The sequence below is a fragment of the Luteibacter sp. 9133 genome (assembly GCF_000800155.1).
Classification (GTDB): domain Bacteria; phylum Pseudomonadota; class Gammaproteobacteria; order Xanthomonadales; family Rhodanobacteraceae; genus Luteibacter; species Luteibacter mycovicinus.
The window spans coordinates 33277-56942 of the sequence record NZ_JUHO01000001.1 but is presented as its reverse complement, the minus strand read 5'-3'; the positions used below and the strand labels follow the sequence as shown (position 1 = coordinate 56942).

Genomic DNA, 23666 nt, shown 5'->3' with positions numbered 1-23666 from the left:
CCTGAGGACTCAGCGCGGCGACGACGTACGTGGCCTGCGCTTTTTCGGCATATTAAACGAGGCGATGGCGCCTTGTCTCGGGCGGGTTGTGAAATGCCGACTTAGTGCTCGTTTCGTCCGGGTAGAATATCGTTATTCGTGACGAGGGACACACAAAAGTCCACGAATGCCCTGACCTTTGGCGGTGCGTGTCGGCGCGAGGGGTAGAAGGCATAGAGAGGGAAGGTTTCGCCGTTCCACTCGGGAAACAGTTCGACGAGCCGGCCGTCGGCCAGGGCGCTCTGGACACTGGCGGCGAGTACCTGCGCCACACCCGCGCCGGCCAGGCACACGGCGTACATCGTTCCCGAGTCGTTGACCAGCAAAGGGCCGGTCGTCTGCACGGGCACCACCTTGCCGCTCCGATGAAACTCCCACTCGAACGGGCGCCGGGTGACCGGATCGCGGAACTGGATGCAGCGGTGTGCCGCAAGCTCGGACGGGTTCGACGGCCGACCGTGCTTTTTGAGGTAGGACGGCGCGGCAACGGTCAGCACACGGGTATCGAGCAGTTTGCGCGCCACGAGTGAAGACGAGGGTGGTTCGCAGAAGCGTACGGAGACGTCGATGCCCTCGCCAATCAGGTCGCCAAGGTCGTCGCGCGTCACGATCTCAACCTCGAGACCGGGGTAGCGCGAAAGGAAGGCCTCCAGTCGCGGTGCCACGATCTGCCAGGAGAACATCGGATCGAGACTGACCCGAAGGCGTCCACGTACGGCCTGTGCATCGCCGGCGGCCGACCATGCCGCGTCCTCGATCCCCGACAGCAGGGGGCTTACGCGGTCGTAGAGACGCTCGCCTTCGTCGGTCAGGCTCACCGAGCGTGTCGTCCGGTGCAGGAGGCGCACGCCCAGGCGCGTCTCGAGCCGGCCGATGGCGCGGCTGACGCCCGAAGGCGACAGCCCGAGCGCCTCGGCGGCGCGGGCGAAATTGCCGGTCTCCACGACCGAGACCAACACGGAAAGGTTGCCGAGAAATCGGCCATCGGTGGACATGGGGGGCACCTTGCGGGTGAACGCACGGTCGGAGGATGCCACGTTCACTCATGACATAACATCATGAAAGAACTGCACACAGGTCGCTTCAGTCACGACTGGCCACTCACTAATCTTCTCCCGGTCCCCACGCCCCAGGAAAAAGATCATGTACGCCATCACCGGAATCACGGGCCAGGTCGGCAGCGCGCTGGCCGATGCCTTGTTCGCCGCAGGGAGGCCGGTCCGCGCCGTCGTGCGCGATGCGAGCAAGGCGGAGCCCTTCGTCGCGCGCGGCGCGGAAGTCGCGGTCGCCGAGCTTCATGACACGGCCGCGTTGACGCGCGCCTTCAGCGGTGCCGAAGCCGTGTTCATCCTGCTCCCGCCGGTCTTCGATCCCGCGCCCGATTTTCTGACGGCCGAGGATCCGGCCATCGCGTCCATCCACGACGCGCTGCTGGCCGCCCGGCCGAAACAGGTGGTCGCACTGTCGACCATCGGTGCCGACGCGACGCAGGAGAACCTGCTGTCGCGGCTCACCCGCATGGAACGGGTGCTCGGCGGCCTGCCCGTTCCCGTCACCTTCCTGCGGGCGGGGTGGTTTCTCGAGAACGCGCGGTGGGATGTGGCCTCGGCCCGCGATGACGGCGTCATCGACAGTTTCCTGGCACCTCTGGACCGGAAGATCGCGATGGTTGCTACCAGGGATGTGGGCCAGCTGGCGGCGTCCCTGCTCGACGACCGTGGCGAAGGCCATCGCGTGGTGGAGCTGGAAGGAGCCGGGCGTGTCAGCCCGAACGATATCGCCGCGGCATTCTCCAGGGCGCTCGGACGTGACGTGCGTGCGCGTCTGGTGCCACGCGCCACGTGGGCCGCGCGATTCACCGCCGACGGCATGAGCAACCCAACGCCGCGGATGCGGATGATCGACGGGTTCAACGAGGGCTGGATCGATTTCGGCGCCGACGCGATCAAGGGGACCACCAGCCTCGACGTCGTCATGGCCGGACTGTTGTCGAAGCCGGTCGGCTGAGTGCCTAGAACCAGAGACGAACGCCGGCCACCCAGCGGCGGTCGGTGATGCGTTGACCACGGCCCGAGGCCAGATCCGCCGTGCCGCCGGTCAGGTGCTCCCAGGCGACACCCACATACGGGGCGACGGACCGGCGGATTTCATAGCGCAGACGCAGGCCGCCGTCGACGCTGGAGATGCCGGATCGAATGCCACGGGCGATGTCGTTCTTGCCGTAAGCGTTGAGCTCGATTTCCGGCTGGAGGATCAGCCGCTGCGTAAGCAGCAGCTCGTACTCCACGCGAACCCGTGCAGCCGTACGCCCGCCCTGGCCCGCATACGCGGTGGCCTCGACCTCGAACCAGTACGGCGCGAGGCCCTGCACGCCGAACGCCGCCCAGTTCCGTTTCGGGCCGGCGCCGATGTCACGCCGCACGCCAAGCTGCGTATCCCAGAACGTCGCCACGGCGTGGCTCCAGAGCACTTCCACATCACCGTCCTGCGGACGGCCGTCGCTTCGATCGCCCTCGCTCCGAACCCAGAGCTTGTCGCGATCGTTGCCGTACCAGCCCTCCGCCTCCCACGATTGCCCGTGACCACCCTGCCCCGCATAAGCCTCGAGATTGTCGATCAGCAACATGCTCGTGGATGAGGTGTCGTCCATGTCCATCATGCGCATGTCGTGCGCCGACATCGGGGCCACGCCGTCGGACCAGTCGCCACTGCGCGCATCGGCCGGCGCCTTGCCGCCCTGCATGGGGCCCATTTCCATCCCCCCGTTAGTGCTCGTGTGGCCCATGTCCGCCATGCCGCTCATGTCGTGACCGGCGTGGTCCGGCGAGTCATGCTGGTCCGGAGGCGATGCCGCGGGTGCGGACGCGGCCGGCGGCGGATCGTCATGCATCGTCGAATGATCCATGCCCTGCATGCCCTGCATGTCTTGCATGTCCTTCATGGACTGGGCCGCGACGATACCCGGCATCATCGCCAGCGCGACCAGCGCGGCACGCCACGTCATGACACCACCACTTCGCGGAACATGCCCGCTTCCATGTGATAGAGCATGTGACAGTGAAACGCCCAGCGTCCGGGATTGTCCGCCGTCACCGCATAACTCACCTGCTGCGCGGGCTGGATGTTGACGGTGTGTTTGCGTACCTGAAACGCGCCGTCGGGAGATTCGATCTCGCTCCACATGCCATGCAGATGAATGGGGTGATTCATCATGGTGTCGTTGACCAGCGTCACGCGAAGACGCTCGCCCGAGCGGAAATGCACCGGCTTCGCCTCGGAATATTTCAGGCCATCGAACGACCACATGAAGCGTTCCATGTTGCCGGTAAGGTGAAGTTCGATCGTACGCGAGGGCTCGCGCGTATCGAGCGCGCCGCCGAGGGTATGCAGGTCCGCATAGGTCAGGACGCGATGCGCACGATCGCGCAGGCCGACGCCCGGGTCGTCCAGGTTGGTGCGCGGCATGTCCACGCGCATGTCCACGCCGGCTCCATACTCGGAACGCGCGTGGCGAGCCATGACCATGCCGCTGTCATCGGCGGCGTCATCCGCCATCGAACCCATCATGTCGCGCATGGCCAGCCGTGGGCGCGGATCGAGCGGCGGTAGGGGGGCGGCCATACCCTCTCGCGGCGCAAGCGTGGCGCGCGCGTAGCCTGAGCGATCGATGGACTGAGCGAAGATCGTGTAGGCGCGATCGTCGCCCGGTTCCACGATGACGTCGTATGTCTCGGCCGCCGAGAGTCGCAATTCATCCACGAGCACGGGCTCGACGTCCTGACCATCGGCTGCGATCACACGCAGGCGCAGCCCCGGAATACGCAGGTCGAAAATCGAATTGGACGAACCGTTGATGAGCCGGAGGCGCACGCGCTCGCCGGGCCGGAACAGACCTGTCCAGTTGGCCGCCGGGGTCGCTCCATTCACCAGGTACGTGTAGGTCGCGCCGGATACGTCGGCAAGGTCGCTCATATTCATGCGCATGCGATTCCACATGCTGCGCATCGACGCGGCCTCGCCCAGGCCTTTGGCGCGTGCATCCCGGAGGAAATCGGATAGCGTCGGCTGTCCGTAGTTGTAGACGTCGCTCCGGGTCCGCAGCTTCGCATAGACGCGTTCGGGATCTTCGTCGGTCCAGTCGCTGATCAGGAGAACATAGTCCCGATCGGCGACATGACGCTCACCCTCTTTCGGCTCGATGACGATCGCGCCATACAGGCCGCTTTGTTCCTGAAATCGACTGTGCGCGTGGTACCAGTACGTACCCGACTGCCGGACCGGAAAGCGATAGGTGAAGCTGGATCCTGCCGGGACGCCGTCGAAACTGATGCCAGGCACGCCGTCCTGATCGGCGGGCACGATCAGGCCGTGCCAGTGGATCGATGACGTCGTGTCGAGATGGTTTTTCACGTGCAGGCTGACGGTCTCGCCCTCCTTCCAGCGCAAAGTCGGACCCGGAACGCCGCCGTTGACCGTTACCGCACGGCGCGCCCGGCCCGTGAAGTCCACGGAAGCTTCGCGAATCTCCAGGTCCATGGCGTTGCCGGCCAATAACGACGCCGGCGACATCGGCTCCGTGGCCCAGGCTGGCCGGATCAATCCCAACCCGAGACCGACGCCCGCCGTAGTCAGCCCCTGCACGAACCGGCGGCGCGGCAGAAGGATCGAAGGGACATCGGAACGGCGCATGTCGGTGGGCTTTTTGGCGGTCGAAACCGCAGCCTAGCGATGGCACGACCTGATCGACAACTCTGGACGTGGCTCCTGGCGGTTTCGACCTCAGCGATAAGCCACATTGACGGTGATGTGAGCATTGGCGACACCGGGAGCGATGTCCGCCCCCGTCGTCCGGTACCGCGCCCGAAACCCCAGCTGCTGCCCTTCCGTGCGGACGGGCAGGACGAGCGGAGTCGGGTTATTGGGGAGCGCCTGGGCGTCGGGGTCGTCGCTGCGTAGCTCGATGGCGACGCCTGTCGCCGCCCCCGAGCCGCTCAGCTTGAACAGCGACGCCTCGTTGGCGTCGGGCGTGCCGGTAAAACTCATCAGCATCTGCGTGGCGTTCGTGCATCCTGTAACGACAAGCGACTGCGTCGCCCAGTGACTGCTGCCCGCCAGCTTGAGATCGCGTGCGTCGACATTGCCGAGTGCGAAGACGAGGTGCCTGGAGGCAAAGGCGCAGGTCGGTCGTTGTGGCTCGATACGCGCGTCCATCAGGTCGACCCAGACCTGAGACTGGTCGTCGTACCCGGCACGTGCCAGCGTCCCGGTCGACAGGTTACCGCCCGTGGTGACCTCGCCCGTCTTGATCAACTGCACGCGGAAGTGAGCGTTCGACAGCTGACCCTTGAAGGTCCAGGGGATGAATTCGCGCTCCGGAAGGACACGCTCACCGTAGCTGCTGTTGAAGAAATAGACACGGATGCCGACACCGGGCACGTTGGTTTCATAGATGTTGTCGCCCAGGGCACTGGGTGAGCCGAACAAGGCCAGGCTGCCCGTACGCGTCGGCTTGATGCATTTGAACTGGGGTGCGTTCCACGCGGCTGTGCTCTTCTCCGCGAGCACCGTACCGCGCGCGGTCTCGGCCGGCACGGATACCGTCCCGAAGGAAAGGGCCTGACCGACGCCCTGCGACGGATGGGTGACGCAACGTGCCGATGCCGGCCCCGGTGTGACGGACGCGGCGACAGCCATGACGACGGCGAGGAAGGAAGCGCGGCAGGGGCAGGAGCACATGAGGGGACTCGCTCGGGAATGGGCCCGGCCACTCTGCCTGTCAGCCCGACGCGACCCCATACGGCGATTCTGAAAATGGGATGTCGGCGCCCTGCCCGCTCCACGGCGCATTCACCGCACGTCATCAATGATCGCGGGATGAGCCTGCACGAGTACAAGCGCAAGCGAAACTTCGGACGTACGCGCGAGCCGGCTCCCGAAGGCTCCGCTCGCGCCGGACGTGCCATCTTCGTCGTCCAGCTGCACCATGCTTCACGTCGTCACTTCGATTTTCGTCTGCAGGTAGGCGATACGCTGCGCAGCTGGGCCGTGCCCAAGGGCCCGAGTTATGACCCGAAGGTGAAGCGCCTCGCCGTGGAGGTGGAGGATCACCCGGTGTCTTATGCGGACTTCGAAGGCGATATCGCCGAAGGGTATGGCAAGGGTCATGTCGATCTTTTCGACCGCGGCGTATGGGCAACCCGTGGCGACGCCGAGGCTCAGCTGCACAAGGGACATCTGGTGTTCGAGTTGTTCGGCGAACGGCTCAAGGGAACGTGGCACCTGGTACGCAGCGGCAGGAAGGAACGCCAGCCCGCATGGTTCCTGATCAAGGCCGAGGACGCGTATGCCGGCGATGTCGAAGCCGACGACCTGCTCGATGCGACGATGCGCGAAAGCACGCGTCGTGCCGCGAAGACCCCGGCGAAGCGCAGTGCGGCCGCCCGGTCCACGGCTCGCGACAAGGTCGTCCCGAAGGTCCGCAAGGTGTCCACGGCCGTGCTGACGAAGGCGGCGGTGGCGCTCGACGGCTCACGCAAGGCAAAGGCGTCCGGCGACTTCTTCGCTCCTCAGCTTGCGCGTCTGCGCGAGGTGCCACCGCAGGGCGACGCGTGGCTGCACGAGGTCAAGTGGGACGGCTATCGCATCGTTGCGACACTGCTCAAGGGGAAGGCAAGGCTGTGGTCGCGTAACGGGTTGCCATGGAACGAGCGCCTGCCCGAGATCGTGCAGGCGCTGGAAGCGCTCGGCCTGGACAGCGCGCGCCTCGATGGCGAACTCATCGCACTGGATGGCGAAGGCCGCAGTGACTTCAACGCGCTGCAGCGCACGCTGTCCGGTGAGGCGCAGGCGCCGCTGGTCTACATGCTGTTCGACCTCCCCTTCATCCAGGGACACGACCTGAGTCGCGTGCCGTTGATCGAGCGTAAGGCACTCCTTCAGCGCCTGCTCGCTCATGCACCCGCCCACCTTGGTTTCAGCTCGCATACCGTGGGCCATGGCGACGATGTCTTCGCCATGGCGATGGAGCAGAAGCTCGAAGGCATCATCGCCAAACGTGTCGACGGGGGTTACCACGGCGGGCGCGGCGACGACTGGCAGAAGATCAAACGGCTGGAGAGCGACGAGTTCGCCGTCGTCGGATACACGCCGGCCAAGGGCTCGCGACTTGCGTTCGGATCGTTGCTTCTCGCGCGACCGAACGGAAAAGGAAGCTGGACCTACGTAGGTCGCGTGGGCACGGGTTTTACCGATGCGATGCTGCGCGACCTCGGCGACACGCTGGCCAGAGGCGGCACGAAAAAACCCGGGGTGCGCATCGAGAACATCGACCCGATGCTGCGTGGCGCGTTATGGGTCCAGCCCACTGTCGTCGCCGAAGTCTATTTCCGCGGCATCGGCAACAAGACACTTCTGCGTCAGCCTAGCCTCAAGGCCCTGCGCGTCGACAAGTCCGTCGAGGATCTGGGCGACAGCGATCGCGCGTCGTCGGAAAAACGCAGTGCCGACAAGACGACGAAGCGAACCGGGAAGAAGGCGGCGTCGAAACCCGATCCCGCCAGGACGATTACCATCACCCATCCGGACCGTCTCGTCTTTCCCGCTGACAAGATCAGCAAGCAGGACGTCGTCGACTACTACAAGCACGTCATGCCATGGCTGCTGCCCGGCATCCATGACCGCCCGACCTCGACCATCCGCTGTCCCGGTGGCATCGACTCGCCGTGCTTCTTTCAGAAACACATGGTGGCGGGCCTTGAGCACACGGGTCAGGCGAAGCTCAAGGAGGAGACGGGTGCGCAGGCGGTCTATCTGTATCCACGTGACGAGACGGGCGTCATGGAACTGCTGCAGTTCGGCGCCGTGGAGTTTCACCCCTGGGGCTCGCACGTCGACAGTCCCGATGTGGCGGATCGCGTCGTGTTCGACCTTGACCCGGGTGACGACGTCGCGTGGTCGCGCGTCGTGGCCGCGGCACGGATGACGCGCGGTTTCCTTGCCGACCTCGGACTGGTGTCGTTCGTTCGCACTACGGGAGGCAAGGGCCTTCACGTCGTCGTCCCGCTGAATCCCGGCGCGGCGTGGAAAGAAGTGAAGGCTTTCGCGCGCGGGTTTGCCGAAGCGCTCGCCGCGGCGCACCCGCTGGAGTTCGTCGCGACCGCGACCAAGCGATTCCGGCAAGGCAGGATCTATGTCGATTATCTGCGCAACGGACGCGGCGCCACCGCTGTGGCGTCCTACTCGCTACGGTCGCGGACCGGCGCCCCCGTGGCGGTACCGCTGCGCTGGGAGGAGCTTGGCAAGGTGCGCTCAGGCGCGGCGTTCGACATCCGGTCCACGCCTAAGCGGCTGGCCCGACTGAAGAAAGACCCCTGGGAGGGAATCGACAGCGCGAAACAGAGCCTGGATTCGGTCACCCGCAAGCTGGCGGGTCAATGAGCGCGCCGACCCTGTAAACTGCGCCATCTCCACCAAGCCGGCCCTTCATGCTCGCCTCGCTTCCCGCCTTCCTGCGCATACCCCTCGCCTGCGTGCTGCTGCTCGCCAACACGGTGCTGCATGTGACGCCGTTGTTTCTGCTGACGCTGGTGCGCCTGATCCTGCCCTTGCAGGTCCTGCGCCGGGGCGTTTCGAGAATGCTGGTGTGGATCGCCGAGAGCTGGCTTGGCTTCAATGGCTGGATGTTCGGCGTATTCACTCGCACGCGCTGGCTGGTCGAGGGCGACCAGGACCTCAGTCCACGTGAGAATTATCTGGTCGTGTGCAATCACCAGAGCTGGGTCGATATTCCGGCGCTGCAGAAAGTGTTCAACCGTCGCATTCCGTTCATGCGTTTCTTCCTGAAGAGCCAGCTGATCTGGGTGCCGCTGCTCGGACCCGCCTGGTGGGCGCTCGATTTCCCCTTCATGAAGCGTCATTCACGCCAGGAGCTCGAGGCCAGGCCGGAGCTGCGCGGCAAGGATCGCGAGGCGACGCGTCGCGCGTGCGAAAAGTTCCGTCACCTGCCGGTCGCGATCATGAACTTCACCGAAGGCACGCGATTCACGCCGGCGAAGCACGATGCGCAGGGTTCGCCGTACAAGTATCTGCTGCGTCCCAAGGCGGGTGGCGTCGCGTTCGTCATCGACGCGATGGGCGATGCGATACGGCAGATTCTGGATGTGACCATCGTTTACCCCGATGGTCCGACCTCGATGATGGACATGATCGCGGGACGCATCCGCGAGATTCGCATCCACATCCGTCGCATCCCCATCCCGTCCGCCATGCGCGGCGATTACGAAGGCGATGCCGTGTTCCGCGAGCGCTTTCAGACATGGGTCAACGAGCTCTGGGCGGAGAAAGACGCGCGCATCGCATCGATGCTGACGCGGCAGGTGTAACGGCCCTGCGGCAAGTGGCGACGGAGATGCAGCGTCAGTGAGCCGTCTCTTTCGCCAGGCGCTCTTCCAGTTTCCGCCTGCCTGCATCGGCGTAGGTGGCGCAGGTCTTGCCTTCGGCCTGTTCCGGGTGCGGCGCGAGCAGCACATCGCACGGTTGTAACGCCCCGAGGCGCTGGATGGCTTGCCGGTAAGCCGTGACATACGCGGGATGATCCGCAAAGCGATAGCCGTCCGCGGCGAAGGCGCCGAGACTATCCGCGAACACGATCTGCTTGCACGCCGCGCCCTCGCACGATTGCCATGTCCACGCCGTGCCTCCCGGCGTGTGTCCCGGCGTGAGGTGCGCCGTCAGCGTGAGTGAGCCAACGCGGACGACGCTGCCTTCCACGATGTCTCCCGTCGCTTTTACCGCGGGATACAACGGTGCTTCCCCATGCTGCGGATCGTCCACGTCGTTGCCGCCAAGAGCAAGCTCCTTCGCGGCCGCCGCCGTGGCTCGCACCGGTGCGCCGGTATCGCGCGCCAGCCTGGCGATACCGCCCGCGTGATCGGCATGCGCGTGCGAGTTGAGGATCAGCTTGATGTCCTCGATGCGGAAGCCGAGCTTGCGGATATTGGCTTCAACCAGCGTCGCGTTCTCCGGCAGCGTCGCATCGATCAGCACATGGCCCTGCGGTGAGGTGATCAGGATCGAGGACAGTCCCCTGGTGCCGACGAAGTACGTGTTGCCATAGATGACATGCGGCGCGACCGGCTCGGTCCACGCCGGGTTCATGGCCGCGGAGGCGGGCAGGGCGATACAGGCGGCGAGGGCGGACAGGGTGCGGCGCATGGTGTGATTCCCTGGGACTGGAGATCCGCAGGATAGGGCGCCGCGCGGGACCGTGGAGGGGCGGGATTCTGTCGCGGCGATGGCACGGAATGCGCGGTGCCGCGGCTTACCGGTCCCTGGCTTTAGGCCTTCGCTGACGTGCCCGCCAGAACAGAAACCCCGTCACCAGCAGAAACATCGGCAGCAGGCCGGTGAAACAGGCAACGACGCGCCAGAGCAAGCCACCCACGGCGGCGGAATGGATCGGGAACAACGCGTTGGCCAGGCGGCCGCCTGGCCCCAGCTTCGTCGCATCGTCGCCGCCCAGCACGGTCGCCGTGGCAGGGTCGATCCACAGCGAGCTGCGGCCGGCGCGATTCCATTCCCCGGGACGGCGGATACGGGCCACCACGGTACCGCTTTCCTTCGACGGCAGGATCAGGCGGGTGATCACAGCATCCGGCGCGGCGGCCTGCGCCGCCACGAGCACGCGGGCCCAGTCGATGCTTACGGAGGCCGGGGCGACCTTCGGTGGTTTCGGGCGCGCCGGCTCGCTGAAGGCGGCGGCGAGACCGTTACGCACGGCGCCGCGATAAGCCATCGTAGTGCCGGTACCGATCATCACGATGAGCAGGGGCAGGGCGATGACACCCACCGCACGGTGGAAGCTTGCCCAGCGAAGGGTGGGCGGATTCGTGTGCGGCTGCAGATGCCTGATCGCGCGCTGGCGGCCCGGCCAGTACAGCCACACTCCGGAGAAAAGCATGAAAAGGCCCGTGAAGGCGACCACGCCCAGCACGGTTTCACCGACCTCGCCCGTGAGCAGGTGCGTGTGCCAGTCGAGCAGCATCAGCAGGGGATCGCCAGCGAGCTTGCGCTTCAGCAGCAGCTCGCCCGTGCCTGCGTCGTAGTACGCGCGATTACCGCCGCGTTCCTGGGCTTCCCACACGGGAAGTTCGGCGTCGGGCAGCGAGACGCCGCGCATGCCCTTGCCCGCGGGTGAAGCGAGGATGGCCGAAAGCCCATGCCCCTGACTGGCCAGGTCGGGCAGGGGCCGGTCGGCGAGCGCGGGATGGCTGCCGACGAACAGCGGCTCCTCGAAGAGCAGCACGCTGCCGGACAGGGTCACCAGCGCCAGCAACAGGCCCAGCGTGAGCCCGAGCCAGAGGTGCAGCGTTTTCAGCCAGGCACGAAAGCGGCGCGGGCGAGCGGTCATAACGAGAGGGCCACCGGGCGTGCGGAAAAGCGGCCATCGTAAGTGCGAATGATTCTCAGATCAAATTCATCGAAGGACAGTCCCCGGGCTGACGCCTCAGAGTTCGATGATGCCGCGCCGAAGCGCGATGGCGACGGCATGGGTGCGGTCGTTGGCCTGCAGCTTCGCCAGGATGCTCTTCATGTGCGCCTTGACCGTTTCCTCGGCGATGCCGAGTGAGGCGGCCACGTCGCGGTTGGCCTCGCCGCGGGCCACGTGAGTAATGACCTGGGTTTCGCGCGGCGTGAGCTCATCGTCCCCGGCATGACCGGCCATTTCCTGGGCGATCTCTTCCGGCACGCGTCGCTTGCCGTCCATGATCTGATGGATGGTGGTCAGCATCTCTTTGCGCAGCTCGCTCTTCAGCAGGTAACCCTGCGCACCCGCGCGAAACGCACGCAGTGCCTGCACGTCGCCGCGGTAGGTCGTCAGTACCAGGATGCGGGCGTCGGGGAACTCGGCGCGGATCGCCTCGATCGCCGCGATGCCGCCGATACCGGGCATCTGCAGGTCCATGAGGGTAAGGTCCGGGCGATACGCCCGGTAGCGTTCGATGGCTTCTTCACCACTACCCGCTTCGGCCACCAGGGTGAGCCCGTGCTGGCCTTCGATCACGGCCGCGATCCCCTCACGGAGGAGCGGATGATCGTCGACGGTCATGATTCGGATGGGTGTCATCGTCCCAGTATCGCCGAAGCGTATGCGCCGGCGCATGTAAAGACGTGCTCTCCACCATGGCCTTGCGAGCATCGCCCGATGGCGACGAAACGTTCCAAACCGACGAAAAAGGCCCCGGGCCGCCTGTATACGGGCATGGGCGGTTGGACGTTCGCGCCCTGGCGCGGGCCGTTCTATCCGGAGGGGCTGGTCCAGAAGCGGGAGCTCGAATACGCCAGCAGGCAAGTGTCGGCCATCGAGATCAACGGTACCTACTACCGATCGCCCGATATCGACACGTATCGACGCTGGGCTGCGGAAACGCCGGAAGATTTCGTGTTTTCGGTGAAAGCGCCGCGGCATATCGTGCAGAGTCGCGCCCTCGCCTCGACGGGCGAGCGGATCGGGCGGTTTCTCGATGGCGCCATCGGCCTGGGTGACCGGCTGGGAGCCGTGCTCTGGCAGTTCCTGCCCACACGCAAGTTCGATCCCGACGATATCGCCGGCTTCCTCGACCTGCTGCCGGATCGTCATGAGGGCGTGGCATTACGCCACGCTGTCGAGGTGCGCCACGAGAGCTTCATGGACGAGCGCTGGCTGACGCTGGCCCGGGACCGTGGCGTCGCCACTGTGTTCACCGATTCTCCCGATCACCCCTCATTCGCGGATCTGACCGGCCCCTTCGTCTACGCGCGGCTCATGCGCAGCCGGGCCAGGGAGAAGCACGGCTATCCCGCGAAGGAACTGAAGGCATGGGCTGCCCACGCGGCGGCGTGGACGGCAGGCGACGACCCGGCTGACCTGCCGCATGTCGTCGAGCCGCAGGCGTCCGGCCAGCCGCGCGATGCCTTCGTCTTCTTCATTTCCGCCGCCAAGGAACGCAATCCGGCGGCCGCTGTCGCGCTCGGCAAGCTCGCCGACGACGCATAATTACCCCATTCCCCGAACGGACGAACCATGGACCGTCTTATCCAGAACCACCTGATCGACCTTTTCGCCGAACACGAGGTAGGCCTCGAGCCGGACGAAGACTGGCTGCTGACCGAGGGCGACGACTTTCCCGCGCTGCGCGGCATCTGGCATGAAGGCAAGGATGGCGGCATGGGCCGCCTGGACATCGACATCGTCCTGGACGAAGAGCGCACGATCGAAGAGAGCTTCGGTGGCATCGGCACGGGCAAAGCGGGTTGCCGCGATGCGCTGGACAGCTTCGCGCGTAACGATTTCTACGTCGTGCTGGCCGCGTGCTGGCACCTGGTCGACAAGCGTAAGCTGGCCGTGCATGAGCTGACCGCCGGCGCGCATCGGTTTACCGTTTACGTCGGCGATTTCACGCTGCGTGGTGAGCAGGATGCGCCAGTGCACATTCCGGAGGACGGGTTGTCGGCTCTCGAGGCGGCGATCGCCACCGCGCCGCTGACGAACGACGTGCACTGGATTCGCATGTTTTACGGCAACGTGGGCGACGGTAAGTCGCAGGTCGAGGTGTTGCTCGACAACGAGCCATGGGCGGCGGGGCACAAGGCGATCGCGTCCGTGGAATGGCCGAGGCATGAGGCTTATTACAGTTTGCGGAATTTTATCGCGCTGGTGCCGGTGGACTGAGGTAGACGGGCTTTCGCGCGCGGGGCGCGCTCCTACGGGGTGCGTTGCCAGTCTTCGGGCTTCATGATCTGGAACCAGCCTTCGCGCGCGGTACGCTTGCCGAGCTTCAACACCTCGGCGTCGCGGGAGAACAGCACCGCGGCGCCGGATGCCATCGCCAGCTCGAGAAACTTCTGGTCGTCCGGGTCGCGGCAGCGGGGCGGTTTCACAGCGGGCACTTCCGTGGGCAACACCGCGACGAGGCGATCGAAGAACATCTCGGCCGCCATGCGTCGCGCCTGTTCCAGCTTCAACGCCCGATAGTCCAGCACCGCCAACCATTCGTTGCGGCAATCCGCGCGCGTCACCGCCTCGACGTCGCCTGACTCGATCGCCGCAAGCAGCGTCGCGGCACGCGGATCGCCGAAGACGAACGCGTCGAGGCAGACGTTGGTGTCCAGGACGACGCGCACGTGAGCCTCAGGCCGCGGCGCGAGCGGCCAGCACCGCGTGCTGCGCGGACACGATGCTGTACGAGCGCTTGCGTGCTTCGTGATCGAAGATCTGCGCGGTGATGATCAGCTCGTCGGCACCGGTGCGCGCGATGAACGCCTCGAGCCCGTCGCGGACGCTGTCGGGTGAACCGACCACGGCACACGACAGCGCATGGTCCACCTGCGCCTTCTCCATCGGCGTCCACACGCCCTCCATCGAATTCACCGGCGGCGGCAACAGACCCGGTGCGCCACGACGCAGATTCCAGAACGCCTGCTGTTGCGAGGTGAACAGCTTGCGTGCTTCTTCATCGGTGTCGGCCGCGACCACGTTGATGCCGAGCATCGCGTAGGGCTTATCGAGCACGGCGGACGGACGGAACATGTGCCGGTAGACCTCGAGCGCCTTCATCATCATGTCGGGCGCGAAATGCGAGGCGAAGGCAAAGGGCAGGCCGAGGTGCGCGGCGAGCTGCGCGCTGAACAGGCTGGAACCCAGCAACCAGATCGGCACGTTCGTATCCATGCCCGGCACGGCACGCACCGTCTGACCGGGCAGTTGCGGGCCCAGGAACATCTGCAGTTCCTGCACGTCGTCCGGGAAACGGTCGTCGCTGGGCCCCATGGAGCGACGCAAGGCACGGGCCGTGCCCTGATCGGTGCCCGGTGCGCGACCCAGACCGAGGTCGATACGACCCGGGTATAGCGAGGCCAGCGTACCGAACTGCTCGGCGATCACCAGCGGCGCATGGTTGGGCAGCATGACGCCGCCCGAGCCTACGCGAATCGTGCTCGTCCCTTCCGCGATATAGCCGATCACGACCGAGGTGGCCGCGCTGGCGATGCCGGTCATGTTGTGATGCTCGGCCAGCCAGTATCGGTGGAAACCCAGTGACTCCGCGTGGCGGGCGAGATCGCGCGAGTTGCGCAGCGATTCGCCCGGGTTGGAGCCACGGGCAACGGGGGACAGGTCGAGCACCGAAAACGGAATCATCCGCGAACACCTCAGAAAGTGGGGAGGCGGACGGACCGCCCATGCGTTCCAGATGGGCCGCGGGGACCCGGATTGCAACCCTCAAGAGGTCGTCCGGGAAACGATCCGTTCCGGTGAACGATGCGCCGCGACGCGTGCGGAAGAGGAAAATACACCCATTCACTCATCCAGTCCGGTAATCCCGGGGGAGCACGACATGATCGACGTCCGCAGCTTCGCCAGCCTCGGCGGCGCCAACCACGGTTGGCTCGACGCGAAGCACCACTTCTCGTTTGCGTCGTACCACGATCAGAAACGTATGGGCTGGGGCGCGCTCCGCGTCTGGAACGACGACACCATCGCCGCAGGCACCGGTTTTCCGGCGCACCCACATTCGGACATGGAGATCATCACCTATGTGCGGGAAGGCGCGATCACCCATGAAGACAGCCTGGGCAACAAGGGCCGTACCGAAGCCGGCGACGTGCAGGTCATGAGCGCCGGCACAGGCATCCGGCACGCCGAGTACAACGCCGAACCGGACGCCACCCGGATCTTCCAGATCTGGATCATCCCGGACGGCGAGCGCAAGGCGCCGTCGTGGGGTACCCGTCCGTTCCCGAAGGGCGAGCGCTCGGGCCAGTTCGTCACCCTGGCCAGCGGCATGGCCGGCGACGGCGACGCCTTGCCGATCCGCACCGACGCCCGCGTGCTGGGCGCCAGCGTCAAGGCGGGCGAGACGGTGGAGTACGCGCTGGGCGAAGGTCGCTATGCGTATATGGTGCCGGCGGCCGGTAGCGTCCAGATCAACGGCCAGACGCTGAACAAGGGCGATGGCGCCGCGATCCGCGACGAGACCCGCCTGAGCATCACCGCGACGACCGATGCGGAACTGGTCCTGGTCGATACCGCGGCCTGAGTCACGCCGGAGGTATGCTGTGGGTCATGACGACCCACAGCACCGCGTATCTCGACAACCCCGTTCTCGACACCGACAGCTACAAGGCCAGCCACTGGCTGCAGTACCCGCCCGGCACGGACGCCACGTTCTTCTACGTGGAATCGCGCGGCGGCACGTACGAGAGCACGGTGTTTTTCGGCCTGCAGGCCATCCTCAAGTCACAGCTGGGGCGCATCGTCACCCACGCCCATGTCGACGAGGCGCGCGACTTCTTCGCCGCGCATGGCGAACCTTTCAATGAAGACGGCTGGCGCCGCATCGTGGATGTCCACGGCGGTCGCCTGCCTGTACGTATACGCGCCGTTCCGGAAGGCCATGTCGTGCCGACGCACCAGGCGCTCGTCACGATCGAATCCACGGACCCCGAAGCCTACTGGCTGCCGTCTTACCTCGAGACCCTGCTGCTGCGCCTCTGGTATCCGGTGACGGTTTCGACCATCAGCTGGCAGGCACGCCGGACCATCCTGCACTACCTGGAGAAAACCTCGGACGATCCCGCCGGACAGATTCCCTTCAAGCTGCACGACTTCGGCGCGCGCGGCGTCTCCAGCGCGGAATCCGCCGGCCTCGGCGGCATGGCGCACCTGGTCAACTTCATGGGCACGGATACGGTGTCGGGCGTGCTCGCCGCACGTGCGTTCTATGGCGAGCCCATGGCGGGTTATTCGATACCCGCCGCCGAGCACAGCACGATCACCAGCTGGGGTCGCGAACACGAAGTGGACGCCTACCGGAACATGCTAAGGCGCTTCGCGAAACCCGGGTCGCTCGTCGCCGTCGTGTCGGACAGTTACGACATCTATCACGCGATCGGCGAGCACTGGGGCAAGACACTGCGCGACGACGTCATCGCCTCCGGTGCCACCGTCGTCATACGTCCCGACTCCGGCGATCCGGTCGAGGTGGTCCATCGCTGCGTCAGCCTGCTCAACGACGCCTTCGGCAGCACGGTCAACGCGAAGGGTTACCGCGTGCTCAACCACGTCCGCGTGATCCAGGGCGACGGCGTCAACCCCGGCAGCATCCGGGCGATCCTCGAACGACTCAGCGCGGCCGGGTATTCGGCGGACAACCTGGCCTTCGGCATGGGTGGCGCGTTGTTGCAGAAGCTCACCCGCGACACGCAGAAGTTCGCCCTGAAATGTTCCGCCGCACGCATCGACGGCGAGTGGCGCGATGTCTGGAAAGACCCCGTCACCGATCAGGGCAAGATGTCCAAGCGCGGCCGCATGACGCTGGTGCGGCACCGTGAGTACGGCAGCTACCGCACCGTGGCGCTGCCGGACGGTGCGGTCTCGCTACCCGCCGATCAGCTGGAACACGGCTGGGAGGAAGCGATGGTCACCGTCTGGGAAAACGGTGAACTGCTAAGCGACTGGAGCTTCGCCGACGTACGCCAGCGCGCCGCATCGGGCCGCTGACGCGACCCATCGGTCGCGACACGGGGCTTGCGGGCACGCTGGTGTCGCGACCAGGGTCGCTCCTACAAGGAGCCGGGTGAGGTTGTCGCGGCCGTCTGGTGGGGCGCTCCGTGCTTCATCAGGCCGTTGGTAAACAGATACGCCGCCGACTGGTAGTACGTGATCGCCGCATCCGCGTCCGCCTGATCGAAGGTCTTCACCGGCGTGGCATCGCCCGTCGCCCGCTGCGGCAGCATTTCCTTTACCGGCTGACGCGGCACCAGCGAGGTCAGGGTCTCACCGTGCAGGTAACCCAGCTCCTGATAGGTGCTGATGAAGGCACGCTCGCGGCCCGGCTCCAGCTTGAACAGGTCATAGCCGTAGAAGCGCGACGCGTAACTGAAATGCAGCAGGCCGAGGATCGTCGGCGGGATATCGATCTGGCTCATGAGCCGATCCACGCGGCCCGGTGCGATGTGTGCCGGCGAGTAGATGTACAGCGGGATGTGGTAACGATCGACCGGCAGGCTCGTCTTGCCCGCGCTGGTGGCGCAATGGTCCGCGGTGATGACGAAGATCGTGTCCCTGAACCAGGGTTTCGTCGCGGCGCGCCTGAGGAAGTCACCCAGCGCCCAGTCCGTGTACGCCACCGCCGCGGTGCGACGGCCCTGGGGCAGGTTGACGCGCCCCTCGGGGAAAGTAAACGGGCGATGATTGGACGTCGTCATGACGTGGCCGAAATACGGCTTGCCTTTGGCATACGCGTCGTCCATACGCTTGATCACCAGCGTGAACAGATCCTCGTCGGCCACACCCCAGACGTTCTCCGTGTGGATGTCCTTGCTGTCGATGGCATTGCGATCCACCGCGGTATAGCCATTGCTGGCGAAGAAGTGGTTCATGTTGTCGAAGTAGCCATAGCCGCCGTAGAGGAACTCGGAGGCATAGCCCTTCGCGTTGAACACGTCCGCGAGCGACCAGAGGTTTTCGTTGTCCGGCCGCTTGACGATGGATTCGCCCGGGGTCGGCGGCACGGACAGCGCCAGCGCTTCGAGCCCGCGCACCGTACGCGTACCGTTGGCATAGAGCTGGCTGAAGAACAGGCTCTTCGAGGCCAGCGCATCCAGGTTGGGCATCAGGTGCTTGTGCTTGCTGACATCGAGGCCTTCGACGTAGTCGCCGGAGAGGCTTTCGACGCTGATCAGCACGACATTGAGCTTCTGCTCGGGGCCGTCACCGGCGATGGTGCGCGTGATATCCATCGGATCGTCGCTGGTGAACGTCGCGTCCGGCGTCTTCAGCTGCGCGCGGAGGTTGGCGAACATCGCCTTGTCCGGCAATGTCGGGTAGTACTTGGCATAGTCGAGTTCGTTTTCGCGAAACGCGGCGAAGAACTGGTAGGGCCCGTTACCGGCCAGTTCGTTGACGTAGTTGTTGTCCGAGCGGTCCTTCATGGAGCCGTCGACGGCGAAGCTGACGACGACGGTCAGTACCAGCCAGACGCCGACCACCGCGCTGCGGGCGCCGAAGCGCGAACCATAGTCTCGCGCCGCCAGCGCGTGGCGGCTGAAGAAGATCAGGGCGATAGTGGCGGCCAGCAGCATGAGCGACCAGGTGACGATCGGGTACGACTCGCGGATGTTGCCGACGACCTCGTGGGTGTAGACCAGATAGTCCACCGCGATGAAGTTGAATCGCGCGCTGAACTCACCCCAGAACACCAGCTCGGCCGCCGCCAGGTAAAGCACGAAGAAGGCGAGCACGAAACAGAAGCCGAGGAAGATCCGCTGGCCCCAGCGCGAGACGTAGGCGCGCCGCGGCAGGAGCCAGAGCACCAGCAGCATGGGCCAGGCGAAATAGACGAACTCGACCACGTCGTAGCCGAAGCCGACCAGGAACAGGTACAGCCACTTGGCCGGGCTGGCCGGAACCTCGTGTCCCGTCTTGATCAGGAGGATCAGGCGGACGAGGAAGGCGACGCCGACGAACAGGATGCCGAACCACAGCAACGGCCGGAAGCGCTGGCGAAGGGCGCCTGGCGCGGAGGAAACAGGGGTCATGACGCCTCGCAAGAAAAAGCCGGCCGGTGCACGGCCAGGATCGGCCATGAGCGTATGCACGCGGGCTTACGTCTGGCTTTCCCGGAGCTTAGTTCCAGCTTCGCAGGATAAAGATGCGATTCCGGCCTCGCAGGAAAAGCCGATCTGCCGCGAGAACGCGCCTTGTGGCAACCTACGCAGTCTTAGGATCGATACGACTGGGAGCCACGGCACCGTGGGAGAAGAAACAAGGGCGGAGCTCCCGACGACCGATCAACCCCTGGCCACCAAGCCTGCGCTGTACGCGACGCTGATCCGTCGTGCCGGCGGCCCGTTGCTGTCCGTCGTACTGCTCTGCCTCGCCCTCTGGGCGCTCAAGTCGATGGCCAGCGAAGTGACCTACCGCCAGATCGGCGGCTATGTCCACGCGCTGCCCAACAGCGATATCGCCCTCGCCGTGCTGCTGACCGGCGCCGGTTTCGCCGTGATGACGCTTTACGACTGGTTCGGTCTGGCCAGCGTCGGTAAACGGCTGCCGCCCAAGCGCGTAGGGCTGATCTCGTTCATCAGCTATGCCTTCTCCAACGCGCTGGGCATGTCGCTGCTCGTTTCCGGCTCGATCCGCTACCGCTTCTACGTGCAGGCGGGCCTGACGCCGGGTGAGATCGCCCGCGTGGTGCTCTATACGACCCTGAGCTTCTGGCTCGGCCTGTGCGCGCTGACGGGCGTCACCCTGCTGCTGGTGCCCATTCCGCCGGACGTGCCGCTGTCGGGCCTGCGCATCCCTCTGGCCATCGTCCTGTCGCTGGTGCCGCTGGCCTGGTTCGTCGCCTCGCTCACCGTGCGCCGCCCCATCCGTATCTGGCGCTGGGCGATCAACACGCCGACGCCGGCCATGGCGGCACGGCAGATTCTGATCGGCGCGCTCGACTGGGGCCTGGCGGCCGGTGTGCTCTACGTGCTGATGCCGCAGGAGATCTCGGCGGGTTTCGGTCACTTTCTGGCGATCTTCGTGCTGGCCCAGATGGCCGGCCTGATCAGCCATGTGCCCGGCGGGCTGGGTGTGTTCGAAGCGGTGATGCTGGCCGGCTTCGGCGCGACGGGTAACCACGGGCTCGAGGCTCCGATCCTCGGCTCGCTGACTGTCTTCCGCGCCGTCTATTACCTGTTGCCGCTGTGCGCGGCGACCGTGCTGGTGGTCTGGAGGGAGATCCGCGCGCTGCGCCACGCCGCCCTCATCACGCCGTGGTTCAGCGGCCTGTTGCCACCGTTCTTCGCCGGGCTGACCCTGGTTGCCGGCGCGGTCCTCCTGTTCTCGGGTGCCACCCTGGCGATCCCCGGGCGCATGGAAATCCTGCGCGGCTTCGTCCCGCTGCCACTGGTGGAGGTCTCGCACTTCCTTTCCAGCGTCGTCGGCATGATGCTGCTGATCCTCGCGCGCGGTCTGCAGCGCCGCCTGGACGCGGCCTACGTCCTGACGCTGGTGCTGCTGGTACTCGGCGCCGTCCTCTCGATGCTCAAGGGCATCGACTACGAGGAGGCCACGCTGCTGTCGTTGCTCGCCCTGGCGCTGGCACCGGCCCACCGCCATTTCTACCGCCGTGCGTCGCTGTTCCGCGCCAGCTTCTCGCCCGGCTGGGTGCTGGCGATCGGCGCCGTTCTGGCGTGCTCGACCTGGCTGGTCTTCTTCAGCTTCAAGCACGTCGAATACAGCAACAACCTGTGGTGGGAGTTCAGTTTCCGCCACGGCGGTGCGCCGCGGGCACTTCGCGCGCTGGTCGGCGCCATGGCCGCGCTGCTGTTGTTCGGTCTGGCCAATCTGATCCGCCCGGCGCGTACCCGACGCACCCGTCCCGGCGAGGCGGAGATCGCGCGCGCCTTGCCGCTGGTGAAGTCGTTCGACTCCGCCCAGGCCCATCTGGCGCTGGTCGGCGACAAGATGCTGCGGTTCGCACCGGACGACCGCGCCTTCATCATGTACGACGTGGAAGGACGCAGCTGGGTCGCCATGGGCGACCCCGTCGGCACCGACGAGGACGCGCGCCGTGAACTGGTGTGGAGCTTCCGCGAGGAATGCGAGCGCGCCGGCGGCTGGCCCCTGTTCTACCAGGTGCGCCCGGAAGATCTGGACCTGTATCTGGATGTGGGCATGAGCCTGCTGAAGATCGGCGAGGAAGCACGGGTACGGCTGGAAACGTTCAACCTCGACGGCAAGTCGAAGAAGACGCTGCGCGGCACCGTGAACAAGTTGCAGCGCGACGGCCTGCGCATGGAGATCGTTCCCGCCGAGGGCGTACCCGCGTTGCTGCCGCGCCTCAAGGCGATTTCCGACGCCTGGATGCACGACAAGAAGGTCCGCGAGAAGCGTTTTTCCCTCGGTCTGTTCGACGAGCGCTATCTTTGTCGCACACCGATGGCTGTCGTCTGGCAGGGCGACGAGCCGGTCGCGTTCGCCAACATGTTCCTCACCGAGTCGATGGAAGAAGCCTCCGTGGACCTCATGCGCCACCTTCCCGACGGTCCTTCCGGCATCATGGATTTCCTGTTCATCGAGCTGATGGTCTGGTCGAAGGCTCAGGGCTATCGCTGGTTCAATCTCGGCATGGCGCCGTTGTCCGGCTTGCAGAACCGCCGTACCGCGCCGCTCTGGAGCCGTTTCGGCGCCATGGTGTTCGGCCGCGGGGAGCGCTTCTACAATTTCCGTGGCCTGCATCGCTACAAAGACAAGTTCGACCCCGAATGGGAACCGCGCTATATCGCGGTGCCCGGCGGTATCGCGCTGCCGCTGGCCCTGGCCAACGTCGCCAGCCTCATTTCCGGTGGCATCGGCGGCGTAGTCCGCCGGTGAGGAAGATCGTGAAAAAAACCCTGCGTTATGTGCTGTCCGCCATCGGCGTCCTCCTCGTGCTCGGCGTGCTGGCATGGCACCCGTGGACGCGTGCGTCGATTGAGAAGTCCACGGTCGAACTTCCCGCCCTGACGGCGCCGCCCAGGGGCCAGGAGGATCTCCTCGTCGTCATCTACTCCGGTGACGGCGGCTGGTGGGATCTCGATCAGCGCCTGGGTGCCGTGTTCACCGGCCGCGGCCTGCCGGTAGCGGGTGTGAGCACGTTCACCTATTTCTGGCGTTATCGCTCGCCGGATGAGTCCGCCCATGACCTCGACGGGCTGCTGGACCGTTACACCAAGCTCTGGAACAAGCAGCGCGTGCTGCTGATCGGGTACTCGTTCGGGGCGGACGTGCTGCCGACGATCGTCGGTAAGCTGCGGCCGGACAACCGGGCCAGGCTGACCCAGCTGGTTCTGCTTTCAGCCGGCCGCGACGTCAACTTCGAGATCGAACTCGAGGGCTACATGCAGCAGGGCTGGTGGACGACGCACACTCACAATCTCATGCAGTGGATCCATCCCGTCGTGCATACGGACGCGTTCCCCCCCATGGCCGCGCTGGGTGGCCACCCGCCCATGGCGTGCTACTACGGGACGGAAGACGCGGACGACAGCGGCTGCACCGATCCCAGGCTGCCGGCGTTCGTCACCGTGTACAAGAAGCCGGGTTCCCACCACTTCGATGAGAATTACGACGTCCTGGCGACGGAACTGATCGAACGGATGCCGGCGAAGGCGTCGACATCGCCTTAACGGCTTTTTCGGCCGACGGCTCCTGAAACGCTGTCACAGAACGTTCACCGCCCTGCCACCGAAAGTTTCCTCCTGAGCGCTCAACCTGCCGACTCGGGTGGGAAGTACGGCAGGAGACGATCGATGCAACGCACACCGGGACAACGGGACTACGGATCCTCCGACGCCGCTCGCCTGCGCAGTCTGGCCAGCCGCGGTGTCGCTCTGTCGCCGCCGCAACCACGGCCGGCGACGAGCAAGCACAAGGAGCGCTCGGACGGCAGCCGGTCGGGCTCGGGATCGATGAATCCGTCGCACGGTCGTCGCTCGCCCGCCTGAGCGCCGCGCGGGCAGCGCCCGAGCCGTGTAAGGCAATCCGGTGCTAATTTTAAGAATCCTCCTATATCCCTCGTCGGATCAGGTACGGAAGATAGCGTCATGTCCCACCGGCC

General features: G+C 65.5%; 20 protein-coding genes. 10 read left to right on the top strand and 10 right to left on the bottom strand.

Going from position 1 to position 23666, the window contains the following annotated elements; translation table 11 throughout:
• Nucleotides 1-101: 101 nt before the first annotated feature.
• Nucleotides 102-1034, bottom strand: coding sequence for a LysR family transcriptional regulator (locus FA87_RS00190; protein WP_043691549.1), 933 nt, complete (start codon nt 1032-1034; stop codon nt 102-104).
• A gap of 148 nt (nt 1035-1182) precedes the next feature.
• On the opposite strand from FA87_RS00190, the gene FA87_RS00185 reads away from it, so the two are divergent.
• Nucleotides 1183-2046, top strand: coding sequence for an NmrA family NAD(P)-binding protein (locus FA87_RS00185; RefSeq protein WP_043691546.1), 864 nt, complete (start codon nt 1183-1185; stop codon nt 2044-2046).
• 4 nt (nt 2047-2050) lie between these two features.
• Here FA87_RS00185 and FA87_RS00180 read toward each other — a convergent pair whose 3' ends face one another.
• From FA87_RS00180 to FA87_RS00170, 3 genes are all read right to left on the bottom strand, one after another.
• On the bottom strand, nt 2051-3043 hold the full coding sequence (locus FA87_RS00180) for a copper resistance protein B (RefSeq protein ID WP_197062343.1): 993 nt from the start codon (nt 3041-3043) through the stop codon (nt 2051-2053).
• Nucleotides 3040-4728 carry a copper resistance system multicopper oxidase gene (locus FA87_RS00175; RefSeq protein ID WP_043691543.1) on the bottom strand — a complete coding sequence of 563 codons (1689 nt, stop codon included), beginning with the start codon at nt 4726-4728 and terminating at the stop codon, nt 3040-3042. The genes FA87_RS00180 and FA87_RS00175 overlap by 4 nt, the downstream gene beginning before the upstream one ends.
• Before the next feature lie 90 nt (nt 4729-4818).
• Nucleotides 4819-5775 carry a fimbrial protein gene (locus FA87_RS00170; protein WP_043691540.1) on the bottom strand — a complete coding sequence of 319 codons (957 nt, stop codon included), beginning with the start codon at nt 5773-5775 and terminating at the stop codon, nt 4819-4821.
• A 138-nt stretch (nt 5776-5913) separates the two neighbouring features.
• Here FA87_RS00170 and ligD point away from each other — a divergent pair, with 138 nt between their 5' ends.
• Both ligD and FA87_RS00160 read left to right on the top strand, forming a co-directional pair.
• Nucleotides 5914-8475, top strand: coding sequence for a DNA ligase D (ligD, locus tag FA87_RS00165; protein WP_043691536.1), 2562 nt, complete (start codon nt 5914-5916; stop codon nt 8473-8475).
• 47 nt (nt 8476-8522) lie between these two features.
• Nucleotides 8523-9419 (top strand): acyltransferase, encoded by an 897-nt coding sequence (locus FA87_RS00160; protein WP_043691532.1) that lies wholly within the window; start codon nt 8523-8525, stop codon nt 9417-9419.
• Nucleotides 9420-9453: 34 nt separating this feature from the next.
• Here FA87_RS00160 and bla read toward each other — a convergent pair whose 3' ends face one another.
• The 3 genes from bla to FA87_RS00145 form a co-directional block, all read right to left on the bottom strand.
• Complete coding sequence (gene bla, locus FA87_RS00155) at nt 9454-10251, bottom strand: subclass B3 metallo-beta-lactamase (RefSeq protein ID WP_043691528.1); 798 nt, start codon at nt 10249-10251, stop codon at nt 9454-9456.
• Between the two features lie 106 nt (nt 10252-10357).
• Entirely contained in the window at nt 10358-11446 is a 1089-nt protein-coding gene (locus tag FA87_RS00150) for a PepSY-associated TM helix domain-containing protein (RefSeq protein ID WP_036116784.1), read from the bottom strand.
• A 96-nt stretch (nt 11447-11542) separates the two neighbouring features.
• Nucleotides 11543-12163: a response regulator transcription factor gene (locus tag FA87_RS00145; RefSeq protein ID WP_036116785.1), complete on the bottom strand. Its 621-nt coding sequence runs from the start codon at nt 12161-12163 to the stop codon at nt 11543-11545.
• Nucleotides 12164-12241: 78 nt separating this feature from the next.
• Between FA87_RS00145 and FA87_RS00140 the strand changes: the two genes are divergently transcribed.
• Nucleotides 12242-13072 carry a DUF72 domain-containing protein gene (locus FA87_RS00140; RefSeq protein WP_043691526.1) on the top strand — a complete coding sequence of 277 codons (831 nt, stop codon included), beginning with the start codon at nt 12242-12244 and terminating at the stop codon, nt 13070-13072.
• Nucleotides 13073-13099: 27 nt separating this feature from the next.
• Nucleotides 13100-13747: a DUF6348 family protein gene (locus tag FA87_RS00135; RefSeq protein WP_043691523.1), complete on the top strand. Its 648-nt coding sequence runs from the start codon at nt 13100-13102 to the stop codon at nt 13745-13747.
• A 32-nt stretch (nt 13748-13779) separates the two neighbouring features.
• Here the strand turns inward: FA87_RS00135 and FA87_RS00130 are convergent, their stop codons facing one another.
• Together FA87_RS00130 and FA87_RS00125 are read right to left on the bottom strand one after the other, a co-directional pair.
• Complete coding sequence (locus FA87_RS00130) at nt 13780-14199, bottom strand: putative toxin-antitoxin system toxin component, PIN family (protein ID WP_036116790.1); 420 nt, start codon at nt 14197-14199, stop codon at nt 13780-13782.
• 7 nt (nt 14200-14206) lie between these two features.
• The gene (locus tag FA87_RS00125; protein ID WP_036116791.1) at nt 14207-15214 is read right to left on the bottom strand and encodes an LLM class flavin-dependent oxidoreductase; all 1008 of its coding nucleotides are present in this window, start codon (nt 15212-15214) and stop codon (nt 14207-14209) included.
• A gap of 196 nt (nt 15215-15410) precedes the next feature.
• Between FA87_RS00125 and FA87_RS00120 the strand changes: the two genes are divergently transcribed.
• Nucleotides 15411-16112, top strand: coding sequence for a pirin family protein (locus FA87_RS00120; protein WP_043691520.1), 702 nt, complete (start codon nt 15411-15413; stop codon nt 16110-16112).
• Nucleotides 16113-16138: 26 nt separating this feature from the next.
• Complete coding sequence (locus tag FA87_RS00115) at nt 16139-17575, top strand: nicotinate phosphoribosyltransferase (protein WP_036118708.1); 1437 nt, start codon at nt 16139-16141, stop codon at nt 17573-17575.
• A gap of 62 nt (nt 17576-17637) precedes the next feature.
• Here FA87_RS00115 and FA87_RS00110 read toward each other — a convergent pair whose 3' ends face one another.
• Nucleotides 17638-19614, bottom strand: coding sequence for an alkaline phosphatase family protein (locus FA87_RS00110; protein ID WP_052191470.1), 1977 nt, complete (start codon nt 19612-19614; stop codon nt 17638-17640).
• Nucleotides 19615-19828: 214 nt separating this feature from the next.
• Between FA87_RS00110 and mprF the strand changes: the two genes are divergently transcribed.
• The 3 genes from mprF to FA87_RS20575 all read left to right on the top strand — a co-directional run bounded on the left by mprF (nt 19829) and on the right by FA87_RS20575 (nt 23553).
• The gene (gene mprF, locus FA87_RS00105) at nt 19829-22441 is read left to right on the top strand and encodes a bifunctional lysylphosphatidylglycerol flippase/synthetase MprF (protein WP_239708921.1); all 2613 of its coding nucleotides are present in this window, start codon (nt 19829-19831) and stop codon (nt 22439-22441) included.
• Nucleotides 22442-22449: 8 nt separating this feature from the next.
• Nucleotides 22450-23235: a virulence factor gene (locus tag FA87_RS00100; RefSeq protein WP_239708919.1), complete on the top strand. Its 786-nt coding sequence runs from the start codon at nt 22450-22452 to the stop codon at nt 23233-23235.
• Nucleotides 23236-23358: 123 nt separating this feature from the next.
• Complete coding sequence (locus tag FA87_RS20575; RefSeq protein WP_156108820.1) at nt 23359-23553, top strand: hypothetical protein; 195 nt, start codon at nt 23359-23361, stop codon at nt 23551-23553.
• Nucleotides 23554-23666 lie beyond the last annotated feature (113 nt).

Bases quoted from the DNA above. Each gene is read 5' to 3' on its own strand.
- FA87_RS00175 (WP_043691543.1), bottom strand. From the start codon at position 4,728: ATGCGCCGTTCCGATGTCCCTTCGATCCTTCTGCCGCGCCGCCGGTTC.
- FA87_RS00110 (WP_052191470.1), bottom strand. From the start codon at position 19,614: ATGACCCCTGTTTCCTCCGCGCCAGGCGCCCTTCGCCAGCGCTTCCGG.
- FA87_RS00170 (WP_043691540.1), bottom strand. From the start codon at position 5,775: ATGTGCTCCTGCCCCTGCCGCGCTTCCTTCCTCGCCGTCGTCATGGCT.
- FA87_RS00150 (WP_036116784.1), bottom strand. From the start codon at position 11,446: ATGACCGCTCGCCCGCGCCGCTTTCGTGCCTGGCTGAAAACGCTGCAC.
- FA87_RS00145 (WP_036116785.1), bottom strand. From the start codon at position 12,163: ATGACACCCATCCGAATCATGACCGTCGACGATCATCCGCTCCTCCGT.
- FA87_RS00190 (WP_043691549.1), bottom strand. From the start codon at position 1,034: ATGTCCACCGATGGCCGATTTCTCGGCAACCTTTCCGTGTTGGTCTCG.
- FA87_RS20575 (WP_156108820.1), top strand. From the start codon at position 23,359: ATGCAACGCACACCGGGACAACGGGACTACGGATCCTCCGACGCCGCT.
- FA87_RS00125 (WP_036116791.1), bottom strand. From the start codon at position 15,214: ATGATTCCGTTTTCGGTGCTCGACCTGTCCCCCGTTGCCCGTGGCTCC.
- FA87_RS00115 (WP_036118708.1), top strand. From the start codon at position 16,139: ATGACGACCCACAGCACCGCGTATCTCGACAACCCCGTTCTCGACACC.
- bla (WP_043691528.1), bottom strand. From the start codon at position 10,251: ATGCGCCGCACCCTGTCCGCCCTCGCCGCCTGTATCGCCCTGCCCGCC.
- FA87_RS00140 (WP_043691526.1), top strand. From the start codon at position 12,242: ATGGCGACGAAACGTTCCAAACCGACGAAAAAGGCCCCGGGCCGCCTG.
- FA87_RS00185 (WP_043691546.1), top strand. From the start codon at position 1,183: ATGTACGCCATCACCGGAATCACGGGCCAGGTCGGCAGCGCGCTGGCC.
- FA87_RS00180 (WP_197062343.1), bottom strand. From the start codon at position 3,043: ATGACGTGGCGTGCCGCGCTGGTCGCGCTGGCGATGATGCCGGGTATC.
- ligD (WP_043691536.1), top strand. From the start codon at position 5,914: ATGAGCCTGCACGAGTACAAGCGCAAGCGAAACTTCGGACGTACGCGC.
- FA87_RS00120 (WP_043691520.1), top strand. From the start codon at position 15,411: ATGATCGACGTCCGCAGCTTCGCCAGCCTCGGCGGCGCCAACCACGGT.
- FA87_RS00160 (WP_043691532.1), top strand. From the start codon at position 8,523: ATGCTCGCCTCGCTTCCCGCCTTCCTGCGCATACCCCTCGCCTGCGTG.
- FA87_RS00135 (WP_043691523.1), top strand. From the start codon at position 13,100: ATGGACCGTCTTATCCAGAACCACCTGATCGACCTTTTCGCCGAACAC.